The organism is Anaerococcus cruorum, assembly GCF_046365495.1.
GTDB lineage: Bacteria > Bacillota > Clostridia > Tissierellales > Peptoniphilaceae > Anaerococcus > Anaerococcus cruorum.
Genome location: NZ_JBGMEH010000001.1, coordinates 48,515 through 63,935 on the forward strand (window position 1 = coordinate 48,515; position 15,421 = coordinate 63,935).

Genomic DNA, 15,421 nt, shown 5'->3' on the forward strand with positions numbered 1-15,421 from the left:
ATCTCACTTTTTAGGTGAGATTTTTTGTTTATTTTTATGCCAAAAATTCTGATATTTCAGCTATAAATATATCCCCATATTGAACAAGCTTTTTGTCTCCTACCCCCTTTACTTCTAAAAACTCTTCTTCAGTTTGAGGTTTTAGAGTTGCCATGTCTTTTAGAGAAGCATCGGAAAATATAATAAAGGGTGGAATATTCCTATCTTTTGATAAACTCAACCTAACTTTTTTAAGGTGGTTAAATAATCTATCATCATAATCAGTTGGGTCAATGTTTCTATGACTTCTTTCAATTTCTTTTATTGGATCAGTTTTATTTTCTAGCACAAAGACTTTTTCATTATCAAATAGTACTTTTTTTGATTTTTCTGTAAGCTTTAAAATAGGATATTGGCCGCCACTTACTCTAATGTAGCCATCTGCAATCAACGTTCCTATAAGGTCTTTTATATATTTTTCATCATTTTCTTTCATAATTCCAAAGGTAGAAACATCTGATAAATTTTTCTCACGGGCATTTTTATTTTGAGATCCTTTTAGACAATCAACTATGGTTTTTGACCCGTACCTTTGCTCTAGTCTATAAATACAGGATAAAATTTTCTGGCTATCAATGGTTGCATCTGTTTTATCTACTTCACTTAAGCAATTTGAACAGTTATCACAGTGGGCCATAGCTTCACTACCAAAATAAGTAAGGATAAATCCTCTTAGACAATTACTTGTATTTACATAATTTATTATAGTTTGAAGTTTTTCTAGCTGATATTTTTTAAAGGCAAAGTTATTAGTTTGATTTATTAGAAATTTGTTAATTATTATATCTTGAGAGCTATATAACAAAATACAGTCAGCATCTTCTCCATCACGGCCTGCGCGCCCTGCCTCTTGATAATATGATTCCATATCTTTAGGCATATTGTAGTGGATTACATAGCGCACATTACTTTTGTCTATGCCCATACCAAAGGCATTTGTAGCCACTATTATTTTTTTGCGTTCATAAATAAAATCATCTTGGTTTTTAATCCTTGTTTTTTCATCTAAACCTGCATGGTATTTGCCTACATCAAGACCCATTTTTTTAAGGGACTTATAAACTTCATCTACTTTTTTACGAGTAGATGCATAAATTATTCCTGATTCATCCTCATGGTCTTTTAGATAATTTTTCAAAAATCTAAGCTTATCTTTTGGTTTTTCTACTATATAGGTAAGATTTTCCCTATCAAAACCTGTTACTTTTATAAAGGGCTCTTTTAATTCCAAATTTTTTATAATATCATTGCGGACTTCCTTGGTTGCTGTTGCCGTAAAAGCAGCAACTGAGATTTCTCCAAGTACATCATAGATGCTTGGTATAAGTTTATAGGATGGCCTAAAATCATGACCCCATTGGCTGATACAATGAGCCTCATCTACAGCAACAAAATTTATATTCAAGTCCTTAATAAATTCTATAAAAAAGTCATTTTCTAGCCTTTCTGGGGAAATATAAAGTAATTTTACATGTCCTCGGCTGATATCGCTTAGGGTTTTCTTATACCCATCCCTTGTTAAAGTGGAGTTTATAAAACTTGCGCTGATACCATTTTCATTTAAGGCATCCACTTGATCTTTCATCAAAGATATAAGAGGCGATATGACAAGAGTAATCCCATCCATAATTAAAGCTGGCAACTGATAGCAAATAGACTTACCTCCACCAGTAGGCAATACCCCTAGCACATCTTTGCCAGCTAGGATATTTTTTATAATTTCTTCTTGTCCTGCTCTAAAACTTTCGTAACCAAAATATTTTTTTAAATTTTCCTTTAATAAATTTTCTGTCATTATAAAATCCTAAAAAAAATAATTAAGCTCCTAGGAACTTAATTATTTTTTTCTTCGGTTTGATTAACCTCTTCTTCCGTTTGAGTTTCTTCTTCTGGTAAGTCTTCTTCTGGAGTATCGGTTAATTCTTCTTCAGTTTCTTGTTGATCTGTTTCTGTTTGGTCAACTTCTTCATCATTTTCATTTCTTGGGCTTTTATTAGTTATATATTCTTCTTCCTCGAGTATAGCTCCTTCACCCTTATTAAAAGTAATATCTCCTACCTTGGTTTTTAGGCTAATATCTTTTTGAGCCTTATTATTTTTACTAAAGCCATCTTTGATATTTCTATAGGAAATATTTCCTAATATGAAGTTTCCTACTTCAAGATTTGCCTTTACATTATAATTATCAAGACTATCTGTAGAGTTAATAATAATATCTCCAGTTTGAGTTGAGAAATCTGACCTAGTTCCTAACTTACTCTCGTTAATGATTATATCCCCAGCATTGGTAGCCAGTTTTGTATTTAAAATCTCAGATTTTTCTAGAGTGATATCTCCTGCTTCATTGCTAACACTGCCACCAAAGAATGAATTTTCAAAGCTAATGTGACCGCTTTTCACATTTAAGTCTAAGTTTCTAACCTCTAGGTCACTTACTTTTACATCACCAGAATTAATATTTGCTTTGATTTCTTCTAAGTTTTTATCCATTGGTAAGAATATTCTAAGGATTTGTACCTTATTTTTCATACTTAATTCTTTACCCTTGATGTTTGATTTAAGGTTTAAAACACCATTTTCATATGAAACATCAATAGTATATACATCTTCTTCTCCTCTTTTTAGTTCAGTATATTCTATATAAGGGTTAGTATTTGATTTTTGGATACGAACATCAGCCACATCTAAATCAATATTAATTTTTTTTACTTGATTTAAATCAACACGCATGATAGTAGAGCCATTATAAGAGTTTTGGTCAATAGCTTCTGATGTTTCGCTATCTTTTGAATCTGTATTTTGTTTTTTATTTATAAAGTAAAGAACACCAGCTAGCAAAACGACTATCAAGGCAGCTATCAAAAGATTTCGACTGCTTATCTTTTTTCGTCTTCTGTTTCTTTTACCTTGATTTTTGCTTTCTTCATCCAAGATTTCTTCTAGTTCTTTATCATATATTTCTTCTTGATTAGTATTTTTATTATTATCTTCCATAGGCCTCTTCCTTAGATTTATCTGACTGATACTGTAAAATTAGTAAAAATAAAGTTAGGATAAATATCCACACTATCAATGAAGCATTAAAATTTCCCTCATTATTAAATGGCGCTAATAGTTTTTCAAAATAACTTGTTTCAACTTTGCCTAGTATAAAATATTGTACCATAAAGATAAAGCTAATAATATTATATATCCTGATAACTATATTAAGTAAGTGTTTGGTAAAAGTTAAATCCTCATCCATTATATAGATGGTAGCTATAATTAGTAATATAGAAGAAAATATTGCAAAATAAATTTGATTCTTACTAGGTACATAAACAAATCCAAATATTGCAGTAAAAATTAATATAAATATTTTAAATTCTTCTATAAAATTATATTTTTTTGTTTTTTCTTCACTCATAATCGATACTCCATAAATATAGTCCACTAGCTGCTAGAGCTGGATTAGCTTTTTTTGTATTATTAGGATCAAAAAAGTTTTTAAATTCATCTACACTTAGCTTGCCACGAGCCAGTTCTACTAGCGCCCCTGACATTATTCTAACTTGGTTATGTAAAAAACTATTGGCCTTGTAGTAGATTTCTATTTTATTTTCAGTTTCAACAAAGTAAGCATCATTTATAGTACGAACAGTATTTATTTCTAAATCCTTATCCACCCTCATAAAGGCCTTAAAATCATGCTCACCCTTTAAAATGTCTAAACCTTCTTGTAATTTTTCTAAGTCGAGTTTATAGGTTATATGTTCCATATAATTTCTATAGATAGGATGCATAATTTTATCTCTATAGATTATATATTGGTAGGTTTTAGTTTTTGCAGAAAATCTAGCATGAAAGCCTAGGTCCACTTCTTTTGATTCTAAAGAAATAATATCATCTGGTAAAAATGGTTCTATGTGAAATTTAAAGGCCCTTGGATTTATATTTGTAGCCGTTAGAAAATTTACATATTGCGCATAGGCATGGACTCCCGCATCAGTCCTGCCTGCTGCAATTATGCGATTATTTTCACCAGTTACTTTATGGATAGCTTTTTTTACTTCACTTTCTACATTTCTTAAGTTTTCTTGGTATTGGTAGCCGTGAAAGTTGGTACCATCATAGCCAATTTTTAAAAGTATATTTTTTACCATAGGTACTTTTTAGCTATTATAAGCACACAAAATCCTAAAAATAAAAACAAGGTTATATAGTCTGTCTTATCCATAAAGATTTCATTTAGCTTAGTACGTTCTTCACCGATACGATACATCCTAGCTTCCATGGCTGTGGCAAGTTCATCAGATCTTTTAAATGAATTTATAAAAAGTGGCACCAAAAGAGGAATCATTGCTTTTGCACGATTAAAAATGTTTCCAGATTCAAAATCTGCACCTCTTGCCATTTGGGCCATTCGTATTTTATTTGCCTCATCAAATAAGGTTGGAATAAATCTTAAGGAGATACTTATCATCATTGCAAGTTCTCCTGCAGGAAATCCAAATCTTTTTAAGGGAGAAAATAATTTTTCCAAACCATCAGTAAGTTCCATAGGACTAGTTGTATAAGTTAACATAGATGTTGTAAGAATAATTAATATTAATCTTATTATTGTAAAAAGAGTCCTATATACTCCTTCATCAGTAATGGTTAATCTCCCAAAAGATACTAGCGTATTTCCAGGGGCAGTAAATAGGTTAATGATTGCAGTTACTATTATAATAAATAATAAAGGTCTTAGTGATTTAAAAACACTCTTTACAGGGATTTTAGCGGTATAAAGCATAAGAACTAATAAAATTGCAAAGGGAATAAAGCTTATAAAGTCATCTACAAAAAATATTGTAATGATATATGCAAAAACTCCAATAAGTTTTACCCTAGGATCGAGCCTATGCATAAAAGTATCAAAGGGCAAGTACTGACCGATTGTTATTTTATTCATGGGTTACTCCTAAATATTTACTTAATTCTTCTACTGCATCTTCTATAGTGTAGATATCATCACGGACATCATTTCCTTTATTTTTATATGCTCTCATAAATCTTGACACCTGAGGAATATCTAGGCCTATTTTTTCTAAGTCAACTTTTGTAAAAGTATCATAAGTTGATGCATCACTATAAACCTCACCCTTATTCATAACAATGACCCTATCAACATATTCTGCTACATCTTCCATAGAATGGCTTACTAAAACAATAGTAAGTTCTGGGTCATTTTCATAAATACTTATAATTTCTCTAAAAATTTCTTCTCGACCTGCTGGATCTAGGCCTGCAGTTAGCTCATCTAATACTAAAACTTTTGGATTCATAGAAATAATTCCTGCAACAGCTACTCTTCTTTGCTGACCACCGGAAATTTCAAAAGGTGATACATTTTTGTAAGTTTCATAGTCAAGTCCAACTTTATCCATAGCTTCTCTTACACGTAGGTCTACTTCATCTTCTGATAAACCCATATTTGTAGGGCCAAAGGATATATCTTTTGCTATAGATTCTTCAAAAAGTTGGTGTTCTGGATATTGAAAAACAAGACCAACTTTAAATCTGATGTCCCTGCGTTTTTCCTTATCTTTTGTGTTTACTCCATCTACGATTACATCGCCATTTGTTGGTATTAAAAGTCCATTTAATAATTGAACTAGGGTTGATTTTCCCGATCCAGTTTGTCCTATTAGACCTATAATTTCATGCCTACCTATATTTAAGTTGATATCTTTTAGAGCATATACTTCACCAGGTATGCCTTGATTGTAAATATAATCTACATTTTTTATATCTATATTCATATACTCTCCAACATTTCATCAATACTTAAAGGTAGTTTTTCAAATTTTACACCTTTTTTACTTAGTTCGTAGGCTACTTCTGTAACTTGTGGAACTGCAAGGCCTAAATCTTTCATTTGATCTACTTTAGAAAAAACTTCACGTGCACTTCCTTCTAAAGCTACCTTACCTTTATCAAGAACGACAATCTTATCAGCAATTATAGCCTCTTCCATGTAGTGGGTTATATAGATTATGGTTTTGCCATAATTTTTATTTAGTTCTTCTACAAGTTTTATTACATCCTTACGACCCTTAGGGTCAAGCATGGCAGTTGGCTCATCAAAAATAATGTAGTCGCTCATCATAGCAACTACACCTGCAATTGATACCCTTTGTTTTTGACCACCAGAAAGATTTGCGGGATTTCTTGTTTTAAAATCACTCATGCCAACTAAGTCTATGGCATTATCTACTCTTTGTCTAAGCTCAGGATTTGGGATTTGTAGGTTTTCTACCCCAAAGGCTACCTCTTCTTCTACAGTAGTAGCTACCATTTGGTTATCTGGATTTTGAAAAACCATGGAGCATTTGCTCCTTACATCCCATATTAAGTTTTCATCTTTTGTATTTAAGTCATCTATCCAAATATCACCAGTTGTTGGAAAAATTTGAGCATTCATTAGTTTTCCCAGGGTTGATTTACCAGAACCATTGTGGCCTAAAACGGCAACAAAATCTCCTTTATTTATTTCAAGATTAAGTCCGTTTAAGGCAAAATGACCCTCGTTATCATCATTTGATGGATAAGCATAACTTAGATTTTCAATTTTTATCATAATATCTCTTAATAAACCATACCAGGTGAGTAATTTGTGTTTGATTCATAAACTACTACTGGTGTAACATAATCAACATTTTCAAATAGGGCTTTTGCTGCTGAAGGTGGTAAATTGTAGCAACCGTGTGAACCTTTTTGTAAATAAAGATTTCCGCCAAAAGAACTACGCCATGGTGCATCATGGAATCCTTCTCCATCCCAGCCTATTGGCATCCAATAATCAACTGGTGTTTGGTAGGACGTCTGGCCATCAAAGTTTAATCCAGTTAAGGTAGTATTTGCAACTTTATTTAAAATTTGTCCAACACCTACATTAGTTGCCCAGCCATCCACTGGTCTACCTGAAACTAAGTCAGATTCTAAGATTAAATTACCATCTTTATAAAACCACATATGTTGGCGGGATAGGTCTACTTCTACATAAGTATCTCCTATATCTTCACCAGTATCAGTTCTAACGTAAGCAATATTTGCATAAACAGGTTCTATAACTCCACTTTCTCGAGTGTTTACTTGTTCATAAATTTTATCAACCATACCATCAACATCTAGTTTAAAACCGTATACACCAGGAGCTACTACTATTTCTCCTATACCTGTCGCATTAAACTTACGATTTTTGCCATAGGTATCTGTTTCGCTTGCTAGATATTTTGCGTATTCATATACCCTATCATAGTTTAGCTCTAAACCCTCATCGGTCATATCAAATAAATCTAGTAAGGAATCACCCTCTAATTTTAAATCAAAACCATTAAAATTAAATTTGATATTCATATCTTTTATTTTTTGAGAATCAGCTAAAATTTTCTGTAACTTTTCTGAATCGCTGGTTACTTCTGGGTTATGATAATAGCTATCATCAAGAGCTAACTTATTACTTTTTGTATTAATATTATCAATAATGGCTTCTTTTAATTTCTTTTTATCAACTTCATTACCGATTACCTCATCTTCTATAAAAAACTCTCCATCTTTCATAGAAATTTTTGCATTTTGAGGTTCTGTGATACCATTCATCAATTTTGAATCATCAATTTTTTTATCTAATTTGTCTTCATCATATGAAACTTGGTATTCAAAATCAAAATCTTGTTTTTTATTACCTACGAGTGCTGCTGGCCAAGTAAATGGGTTTTGATCTATTTTTGCATCTGTTGGTAATTTAGCATCATAATCAATATCAGTTGGATTGATTGTCAATTCTCTATCATCTCTACCAGTTACCTTTAGGCTAAAATCATCTGGGGCCTTTGCCAAGGCATCCTTTTTTGAAGCATACGAAATATCTTTACCATTTAAAAAAGTTCCAGGCAAAGCTAAAAATGAAAATATTACTGTACCTATTAGATATAGGGCAATAACTATCGATAGAATAATAAGTCCTATTCTCTTACCGTCACTCTTTTCTTTGTTATCAGTCAATTAATTCCTCCGTTATCATCTGGTTTTTTCCCAAAATATTGGTAAAAATCAACCTTCTCTCCACCGTTATATAACTTTCTCTTTTTTGAAAGTTTTCTTTTAAATTTTTGATCAAATTTTTCATCACTAGTTATAAAATAACAAGACCATGTATCCATGTTCTTAAATTTTTCATTGATTTTTTGATAAATCTCATCAGTATCTATTCTAGATAGCCTCTGACCATAAGGAGGGTTAGTTATGATAATTCCGTAATCATCTTTTAAAGCAACATTTGAAATATCACGAGTAAGAAATGAAATATCCTCCTCAACACCTGCATTTATAGCATTATTTTTTGCAAGACTAATAGCCCTACCGGATATATCTGATCCTAGTAAGTTTAACTTTTTATCATAATCAATTGCTGATAAAGCTTCTGTTTTTGCATTTTTGTGGTGGTCTTTATTTAGAAAAATAAAATTTTCATAATCAAAGCTTCTATCTATACCTGGAGCTATATTGCGCGCCTTACGAGCTGCTTCTATTAGTATAGTCCCCGATCCACAAAATCCATCAAACAAAAACCTATCCGGATTATAAAATGATAAATCAACTAAAGCTGCTGCAAGATTTTCACGCAAAGGTGCCTTTACTGTATCTTCACGATAACCACGCTTGTGTAGACCCTCGCCTGAAGTATCTATGGCTATAGTTGCAATATCATTTTTTAGCATTACTTCTATTTGGACCCTATGGCCTGATTTTTCGAAGTGATTTATCCTATATTTTTTTCTCATAGAATCGACAATAGCTTTTTCAGTAACTGATTGGATAGTTCTTATTGAAAAAAGTTTCGACTTATGAGTTCTTGCATTTACTATAAAATCGCTATCTTTAGCTAAAAAGTCAGGCCAATTAATTGCCTTCACTTTTTCAAAAAGCTCATCAAAATCGCGCGCCTTAAAAGTGTCCACTACAAGGTAGACCCTATCAGCCTCGCGTAAGCTTATATTTAGTTTTGAAATATCTGATAATTCCCCATTAAGGGAAATCATTCCATCACTAACTTCAAAGTCCTCATGCCCCATATCTATAAGTTGTCTTTTGACTAGGGCCTCTAGTCCAAAGCTAGTGGTAATCAAAAATTTGGTCATACTATTATTATAACTTTAAAAACTAATATTTCATCTAAAAAATAAGTATTTTTACAATAAAAAACCACCCTTGGGTGGTCTTATTATTTATTTGATTCTAAAAAATCATACATTTTCTTAAATATGATTTGCCTATGGTCGTAATTTTTGAAGGAATGATCTGCCCCTTCTATTTGCTGGTAACTAGCATTTGGATAAGCTTCCTCTAATTTTTTATTTGAATCATTAAACACTAAATCATCTTTAGTACCGCGCATAATCAAAACATTACCTTTGTATTTACTAGCCTGACCATAAATATCTTTAGGTAAAAAATCTATTAAAAATTTTCTATGGAGTTTTACCCCACCTATATCTACATCTTCTATCTCTTTAACCCTCTTTGCCATCTGAATTTTATCATTGTCAATTTTAGGATCAAAATATGCCATACCTGCAATTTTTAGATATTTGGGATTATTCATATCACTAGCTGGTGCTAAAAGTACCATGGCTTTTGGATTTACCCTGGAAGCTATAAGTGTTGAAATAACACCACCTAAGGAATGGCCTACTAAATATATCCTATTTCTGTCTACGAACTTACGAAGTTTTGTAAAATCATAAATCATTATAGCTTCTTCTTCTTCACGACTAACAGTCATATCATAAAAATCACCGTCTGACTCATTAGTTCCTGAAAAGTCAAAGCGCACTGTTACATAGCCCCTATCTGTAAGATACATGGAGTTTTGCCCACGAAACCAAGCACTTCCATTACGGTCTCCACCAAATCCATGGTAGAAGATAACGGTAGGATATTTTTTATTAGGATCAAAGTCATCAGGAGTATTTATAACTCCTCTTAAAATAACTCCGTCTTTTTTCGAAATTTGTTCATAAAAATATTTCATCTTTAATTTTCCTTACTTAATATTCTAGCCATTTCAACTCCAGATGCTGATGCTTGAGAGAGTGAATGGGTTACTCCAGATCCATCACCTAAGCAGTATAGACCCTTTTGTTTGGTTTCAAAATTACTATCAACATCTACTACAGAATTATAAAATTTAACTTCTATTCCGTATAAAAGAGTGTCATCATTGGCCATACCTGGAGCAATTTTATCTAACTGGTAAATCATTTCTATAATGTCATCAAGTTGTCTTTTTGGCATAACAAGTGATAGGTCCCCAGCAGTTGCATTTAATGTTGGTTTAGTAAATGATTTTGCCATACGTCTTTCAGATGAACGGCGCCCCTTTACCAAGTCTCCAAATCTTTGCATCAAAACTCCCCCACCTAGCATATTTGAAAGTCTTGCTATAGATTCTCCATATTCATTTGAATCTTCAAAAGGCTCGGTAAATTTATTGGTTACCAGTAGAGCAAAGTTTGTATTTTTTGATTGAAGTTTTGGGTCTGTAAAAGAGTGACCATTTACAGTTTGAATACCATTTGTATTTTCTACAACCACTTGACCATATGGATTCATACAAAAAGTACGTACCACATCGTTATATTGTTTGGTTTGATACATGATCTTTGCCTCATATACATCATCTGTTATGTGTTTAAATACTTCAGCTGGCACTTCTACACGCACACCGATATCTACACGATTTTTACGAGTTGGTACTTGAAATTTATCACAAACTTCTGATATCCATTTTGAACCAGAACGACCTGCAGCTAAAACTATGTCCTTGCATGTATAAGTTTCACCATCATTAGTTTTTAGAGTGTAGACTTCGTTTTCGTAAATGACATCCGTTACCATGGTTTTAAATTTAAAGTCAATTTGGTCTTTTACATAATCATATATTTTTTGTAAAATAATTTTATTTCTTTCTGTACCAAAGTGGCGTACTTTTGCATCTAATAAGTGGAGGTCATGTTGGAGGCATCTGGTTTTTAAATCATTTTTATCTGTAGAATATAATTCTAAGTCTCCTCCATCAAATTCCATTAAAACAGAGTCAACATATTCCATTAACTCCATGGCTTTATCTTCGCCTATGTACTCGTGTAGATCACCACCAAAACTTGTTGTTATATTGTATTTGCCATCTGAAAGTGTACCAGCCCCACCAAAGCCGTACATAATATTACAAGGCTTACAATGTATACAGTGGTCAACTTTTCCATCAGTAATAGGGCAAGATCTGTTAGCTACTTGCCTACCACCATCTATTATTAATACTTTTTTATCAGTATTTAATTTTTTAAATTCATAGGCCATAAAGGCTCCAGCAGCCCCAGCACCAACTACTATTACATCATAATTTTGCATAGTTTCCCCTTAATTCTATTTTTTGCCTCATGTATTATACAAGTTTAATCACAAAGCACAATAAAATTTATTCGTAGATAGCTCGTACGCCACCTATTAGTTTTGGACGAGATTTAAGTGCTGTAACTCTTGCCTTACCTATATATTTTTCTTTAAGTCTTAGAGGTACTTGGACAAACTTTACATGCATGCCTATTTCAGTATCACCAATATCAACACCAGCCTTTGCTATGACATGTTCAATCATAACTGGATCTTTCATTTGACTAAAGGCAGCCAGAGACATTGCCCCACCTGCATGAAGAGCTGGAATTACAGATACTATTTCAAAATTATTTTTTTCTGCTACTTCTCTTTCAATTACTAATGCTCGGTTAAGGTGTTCACATCCTTGGACTGCTAAGTTTATATTTTCTTTACCAGTTATATTTAAAACTTCTTTTATAACCGCATTACCAATCTCTAGACTAGAATCTTTTCCAATGCTACCTCCACCTATTTCACTGGTTGAGCCGCCTAAAACTAAGATATCATTTTCTTTTAAATCTGCTTCTTTTATTAACTCACTTATTACATTTAAAGTTTGTTCTTTAATCTTATTTATATCTTGCATTTAAACACTCTCCTTATTTTTATTATACGTTATATAAAAATTTTGGATACAAAAAATAACCCTAAGACTATTCTTAAGGTTATTTTCCTATTTTTTCTTCTCTACCATAATAAAATAGATATTGTTGGGCATAGCCTGCAAGATCCCCAAAAAATTCTCGAGCATAATTATCTACTTGTTTTTTCGGAACTTCATGACCTATAAAAAGTGTTTCCATAACACGTTTTATCCATACATCTACTGGGAAAGTTTCGCGTCTATGGTAAGTAAACAAAAGCACACAGTCAGCAACTTTTGGTCCTATACCTGGCATTTGCATTAATTTTTCTTTTAATTCTTGTGTACTGAGTTTTTGGTCAGTTTCATAATCCAAAAATCCATCCGCTACCATCCTGCTTGCTTCTACAATTCTTACATCACGAAAGCCAACTCTAGCAAATTCTCGTAGTTCTAGTGGATCTACCTTTGCTAAAACTTCTGGTTTGGGGAAAGCATAATATTCTCTGCCCATATATTCACCAATAAAATCTCCATATCTTTCGCTAATAATTCTTATAGAATTTTTTATTCTAGTAATACCATTATTTGCAGAAATAATAAATGAAATAACTGTCTCAAACATCTCTTGGTTTAAGATACGGATGCCATCGCCATAATCTGAGGCAGTTTTTAGTATTTCATTGGACGATAAATCTTTTTTTATCTGATTGTAGTCAGTTCCTAGGTCAAAGTAGTCATAAAATATTTCATAAAAATCATCTAAAGAAATATTTCTGATAAGTACATCATCTTTTCTAGCTAGTACATTTATAATTTTTCCAAGATGTACTGCTGTATATGACCCATCTTCTTCGATATTAAAGTTAAAACATTGACCACACTCAAATATGTGGGTTGGATTAAAGGAATCGTGGACTAAAACCAATCCATCCTTTGTTTCTTTGATATTTATTTCATTTTTTTCTTCAAATTTATATCTCATTATTTCACCCTAACTGCATGAATTGCAAGTCTTTGGTCTGCATAATCATATTGGCAGGTTGATAAAGTAATAATTTGACTTTCTGGAGTAAATGAATCACTAGGTAGCTCTACTTCAGAATTGCTTCTAAGTTGGTTAAAGTATGGAACTACATCATCTCTATTTGTAAAATATAAAGTTCTATAAGCATAATCTGCAGGTATACCGTAGGCTGAGAATATTTGATATTCACGAAGCTCATCTTTAGTCGCCAAATAAATTGTAGTATGATTTTGGGCAAAATCTTGTTTTCTGTATTGGTCAAGAGGAGTAAACATAGAATTTATCTCTAAGTGGTGACCATAGATAACTGTATTATCATCATTAAAATCTGGTTTATTATTCATATCAATAAATATTGATCCAGCTATGTCATATTCTTTATTTATTCCACGTCTTAGGTAAAAATCATTATCAGGTCCTTGAAGGATAGGATAAGAAATCCCCACATCTGGAATATCGATAAATCCAACTATATCATCATTATTATATTTTTTTGCAAGTGCATCCATTACTTTTATGTAGTGTTGGTGTTTTTGCTCCCAAGGATCAATAGCTTCAGTAGAATCACCCTGATCATGATTCATCTCATCTTCTACTTCCTTAACAACATTTGCTAATTCTTTATTATTATTTGCATTTGTTCTGTAATCTAGAAGTCTTTTTCCTAAAATTGCAATACAAGCAAGTATTACAAGGATGAGGAAAAACCTAACGACACTCATTACTTTAGATTTCATCTTACCACCTTTAAAATTTAGTTACTATTAGTATAATATACCATAATGAAGATATTATGAAAACAAATATAAGGAGAAAAATAATGAGTGATTATAAATTATTTGTAGGAACAATCTGTCCATACTGCCAAAAAGTAGAAAGCTTTATGGAAGAAAATAATATAGAAATTGAAGTTGTAAATATAGAAAATGACCGCGATGCTATGCGCGAATTAATCGAAAAAGGTGGTAAAAGACAAATCCCATGCCTCTACCACGATGGTGAGTACTTATACGAATCAGATGATATTATAGAATTTTTAAAGGAAAATAAATAATCTGCCCTATATTTTGCTCAATTGGGAATAAAATAAATAAGGAGCAATTATGATAGAACTAATAACATCTGATATAGATGAAACTCTGGTAGATGATACAAAAAATGTACCAGAGATAAATAGAAAAGCCATAGCCAAAGCAGAAAATCAAGGCATAAAAGTAATGTTGGCTACTGGACGTGGACCATATGAATTAAATCAAATTCCCGACCAAGCCGGTGTAATTCGTGATGATAGATACATCATTTGCTGTAATGGTGCTATAACCTTAAGGGCAAAAGATCGTGTAATCGTTGACTCTATGCCATTAGAATTCGAATATGCTAAAAATGTATTTGAATACGCTTATAAAAACAATTTACAATTTTTCGTCTATACTCTAGATCGTAAATATGCAATAAACCTTGACCCAATTGAGGAGTCAAACGAATATACAAATGAAACTAGGGTTGAAGAAATTGATGGAGATAATATTGATTTTCTAAAAGATGAAATCTTATTAAAGGCCTTAATAAAAAATAATGATATAGATTTCCTACATTCATTAGAAGTAGATATAGCTAAAATAACTGATTACAGTTGTGAAATAGCTTATTCATCTGATATGTACATGGAAATAAACGCAAAAAATGTTAACAAGGCTACAGCCCTTAAAAAAGTTTGTGGTAACTATGGCATTGATATGGCAAATACCTTGGTAATTGGTGATAACTACAATGATGTAGCCATGATAGAAGCTGCAGGTATTGGCGTTGCAGTTGCAAACGCTCACTTACAAGTAAAAGAAGTTGCAGATTTTGTAACTACTGCTACAAATAATGATGGTGCTGTTGCAGAAGCAATTGAAGCCCATGTTTTTAATAACAAGCAATAAAAAAACTGACTAATGATTAGTCAGTTTTTTCTTTTACCAATATCTTTTTTCTTCTGCAAAAAAGTTTTTATAGACAAAATAAATTATTCCACCAGTTATAATTACCGGTAAAAATTGTACTATAAGTCCAACCCCTAGTCCCAGTATGATTATAGGTAAGAAAAGTATGCCTCCAATTAATAGAAATGGCAATAATAAGGCTTTTCCAACTAATTTAAATACTAGGCCTAAAACACCAAAAATAATTTTAAACACTAGGGAAAATATAAAAGCTCCTAGGGCAAAAGTTAAAATTGTAGTTAACATATACTTTTCCTTTCCGAAATATCTTAAAATAATATTTCAATATCTTAACTATATTATACCATACTTTCAGAATGT

Annotated in this window: 17 protein-coding genes; 2 read left to right on the forward strand and 15 right to left on the reverse strand. The window is 31.9% G+C overall.

Annotated features, from left to right (window positions below; translation table 11 throughout):
* Positions 1-34 precede the first annotated feature (34 nt).
* The 14 genes from recQ to srtB form a co-directional block, all read right to left on the reverse strand.
* On the reverse strand, positions 35-1,834 hold the full coding sequence (gene recQ / locus ACCQ40_RS00240) for a DNA helicase RecQ (RefSeq protein ID WP_410032125.1): 1,800 nt from the start codon (positions 1,832-1,834) through the stop codon (positions 35-37).
* A 38-nt stretch (positions 1,835-1,872) separates the two neighbouring features.
* Positions 1,873-3,033: a DUF4097 family beta strand repeat-containing protein gene (locus ACCQ40_RS00245; protein ID WP_410032126.1), complete on the reverse strand. Its 1,161-nt coding sequence runs from the start codon at positions 3,031-3,033 to the stop codon at positions 1,873-1,875.
* A complete protein-coding gene (locus ACCQ40_RS00250) occupies positions 3,023-3,445 on the reverse strand; it encodes a hypothetical protein (RefSeq protein ID WP_410032127.1) in 423 nt (140 codons plus the stop codon). The genes ACCQ40_RS00245 and ACCQ40_RS00250 overlap by 11 nt, the downstream gene beginning before the upstream one ends.
* The gene (gene truA, locus ACCQ40_RS00255; RefSeq protein ID WP_394019987.1) at positions 3,438-4,181 is read right to left on the reverse strand and encodes a tRNA pseudouridine(38-40) synthase TruA; all 744 of its coding nucleotides are present in this window, start codon (positions 4,179-4,181) and stop codon (positions 3,438-3,440) included. Before truA ends, ACCQ40_RS00250 begins: the two co-directional genes overlap by 8 nt.
* Positions 4,175-4,972 (reverse strand): energy-coupling factor transporter transmembrane component T family protein, encoded by a 798-nt coding sequence (locus ACCQ40_RS00260; protein ID WP_410032129.1) that lies wholly within the window; start codon positions 4,970-4,972, stop codon positions 4,175-4,177. The genes truA and ACCQ40_RS00260 overlap by 7 nt, the downstream gene beginning before the upstream one ends.
* A complete protein-coding gene (locus tag ACCQ40_RS00265) occupies positions 4,965-5,822 on the reverse strand; it encodes an energy-coupling factor transporter ATPase (RefSeq protein WP_410032130.1) in 858 nt (285 codons plus the stop codon). Before ACCQ40_RS00265 ends, ACCQ40_RS00260 begins: the two co-directional genes overlap by 8 nt.
* Positions 5,819-6,640 carry an energy-coupling factor transporter ATPase gene (locus tag ACCQ40_RS00270; protein ID WP_410032131.1) on the reverse strand — a complete coding sequence of 274 codons (822 nt, stop codon included), beginning with the start codon at positions 6,638-6,640 and terminating at the stop codon, positions 5,819-5,821. Before ACCQ40_RS00270 ends, ACCQ40_RS00265 begins: the two co-directional genes overlap by 4 nt.
* Before the next feature lie 8 nt (positions 6,641-6,648).
* Positions 6,649-8,067, reverse strand: a complete 1,419-nt coding sequence (locus ACCQ40_RS00275) for a L,D-transpeptidase family protein (RefSeq protein ID WP_410032132.1) — start codon at positions 8,065-8,067, stop codon at positions 6,649-6,651.
* On the reverse strand, positions 8,064-9,203 hold the full coding sequence (locus ACCQ40_RS00280) for a THUMP domain-containing class I SAM-dependent RNA methyltransferase (protein ID WP_410032133.1): 1,140 nt from the start codon (positions 9,201-9,203) through the stop codon (positions 8,064-8,066). The genes ACCQ40_RS00275 and ACCQ40_RS00280 overlap by 4 nt, the downstream gene beginning before the upstream one ends.
* Positions 9,204-9,286: 83 nt before the next feature.
* Positions 9,287-10,096: an alpha/beta hydrolase family protein gene (locus ACCQ40_RS00285; protein ID WP_410032134.1), complete on the reverse strand. Its 810-nt coding sequence runs from the start codon at positions 10,094-10,096 to the stop codon at positions 9,287-9,289.
* A gap of 2 nt (positions 10,097-10,098) precedes the next feature.
* Positions 10,099-11,475 carry an NAD(P)/FAD-dependent oxidoreductase gene (locus ACCQ40_RS00290; RefSeq protein WP_410032135.1) on the reverse strand — a complete coding sequence of 459 codons (1,377 nt, stop codon included), beginning with the start codon at positions 11,473-11,475 and terminating at the stop codon, positions 10,099-10,101.
* 67 nt (positions 11,476-11,542) lie between these two features.
* Complete coding sequence (locus ACCQ40_RS00295; protein WP_410032136.1) at positions 11,543-12,088, reverse strand: TIGR01440 family protein; 546 nt, start codon at positions 12,086-12,088, stop codon at positions 11,543-11,545.
* A gap of 79 nt (positions 12,089-12,167) precedes the next feature.
* Positions 12,168-13,070, reverse strand: coding sequence for a DNA-3-methyladenine glycosylase family protein (locus ACCQ40_RS00300; RefSeq protein WP_410032137.1), 903 nt, complete (start codon positions 13,068-13,070; stop codon positions 12,168-12,170).
* Positions 13,070-13,849: a class B sortase gene (gene srtB, locus ACCQ40_RS00305; RefSeq protein WP_410032138.1), complete on the reverse strand. Its 780-nt coding sequence runs from the start codon at positions 13,847-13,849 to the stop codon at positions 13,070-13,072. Before srtB ends, ACCQ40_RS00300 begins: the two co-directional genes overlap by 1 nt.
* Positions 13,850-13,932: 83 nt before the next feature.
* Here srtB and ACCQ40_RS00310 point away from each other — a divergent pair, with 83 nt between their 5' ends.
* Complete coding sequence (locus ACCQ40_RS00310; RefSeq protein ID WP_394012095.1) at positions 13,933-14,166, forward strand: glutaredoxin family protein; 234 nt, start codon at positions 13,933-13,935, stop codon at positions 14,164-14,166.
* A gap of 49 nt (positions 14,167-14,215) precedes the next feature.
* A complete protein-coding gene (locus ACCQ40_RS00315) occupies positions 14,216-15,040 on the forward strand; it encodes an HAD family hydrolase (RefSeq protein WP_410032139.1) in 825 nt (274 codons plus the stop codon).
* Positions 15,041-15,073: 33 nt separating this feature from the next.
* Here ACCQ40_RS00315 and ACCQ40_RS00320 read toward each other — a convergent pair whose 3' ends face one another.
* Positions 15,074-15,346 (reverse strand): hypothetical protein, encoded by a 273-nt coding sequence (locus ACCQ40_RS00320; RefSeq protein WP_394019965.1) that lies wholly within the window; start codon positions 15,344-15,346, stop codon positions 15,074-15,076.
* Positions 15,347-15,421: the final 75 nt, after the last annotated feature.

Excerpts from the sequence above, each read along its gene's own strand:
- ACCQ40_RS00280 (WP_410032133.1), bottom strand. The coding sequence starts at position 9,203 with ATGACCAAATTTTTGATTACCACTAGCTTTGGACTAGAGGCCCTAGTC.
- ACCQ40_RS00295 (WP_410032136.1), bottom strand. The coding sequence starts at position 12,088 with ATGCAAGATATAAATAAGATTAAAGAACAAACTTTAAATGTAATAAGT.
- ACCQ40_RS00245 (WP_410032126.1), bottom strand. The coding sequence starts at position 3,033 with ATGGAAGATAATAATAAAAATACTAATCAAGAAGAAATATATGATAAA.
- ACCQ40_RS00270 (WP_410032131.1), bottom strand. The coding sequence starts at position 6,640 with ATGATAAAAATTGAAAATCTAAGTTATGCTTATCCATCAAATGATGAT.
- truA (WP_394019987.1), bottom strand. The coding sequence starts at position 4,181 with ATGGTAAAAAATATACTTTTAAAAATTGGCTATGATGGTACCAACTTT.
- ACCQ40_RS00250 (WP_410032127.1), bottom strand. The coding sequence starts at position 3,445 with ATGAGTGAAGAAAAAACAAAAAAATATAATTTTATAGAAGAATTTAAA.
- ACCQ40_RS00285 (WP_410032134.1), bottom strand. The coding sequence starts at position 10,096 with ATGAAATATTTTTATGAACAAATTTCGAAAAAAGACGGAGTTATTTTA.
- ACCQ40_RS00300 (WP_410032137.1), bottom strand. The coding sequence starts at position 13,070 with ATGAGATATAAATTTGAAGAAAAAAATGAAATAAATATCAAAGAAACA.
- ACCQ40_RS00290 (WP_410032135.1), bottom strand. The coding sequence starts at position 11,475 with ATGCAAAATTATGATGTAATAGTAGTTGGTGCTGGGGCTGCTGGAGCC.
- ACCQ40_RS00310 (WP_394012095.1), top strand. The coding sequence starts at position 13,933 with ATGAGTGATTATAAATTATTTGTAGGAACAATCTGTCCATACTGCCAA.
- ACCQ40_RS00260 (WP_410032129.1), bottom strand. The coding sequence starts at position 4,972 with ATGAATAAAATAACAATCGGTCAGTACTTGCCCTTTGATACTTTTATG.
- srtB (WP_410032138.1), bottom strand. The coding sequence starts at position 13,849 with ATGAAATCTAAAGTAATGAGTGTCGTTAGGTTTTTCCTCATCCTTGTA.
- ACCQ40_RS00315 (WP_410032139.1), top strand. The coding sequence starts at position 14,216 with ATGATAGAACTAATAACATCTGATATAGATGAAACTCTGGTAGATGAT.
- recQ (WP_410032125.1), bottom strand. The coding sequence starts at position 1,834 with ATGACAGAAAATTTATTAAAGGAAAATTTAAAAAAATATTTTGGTTAC.
- ACCQ40_RS00265 (WP_410032130.1), bottom strand. The coding sequence starts at position 5,822 with ATGAATATAGATATAAAAAATGTAGATTATATTTACAATCAAGGCATA.
- ACCQ40_RS00320 (WP_394019965.1), bottom strand. The coding sequence starts at position 15,346 with ATGTTAACTACAATTTTAACTTTTGCCCTAGGAGCTTTTATATTTTCC.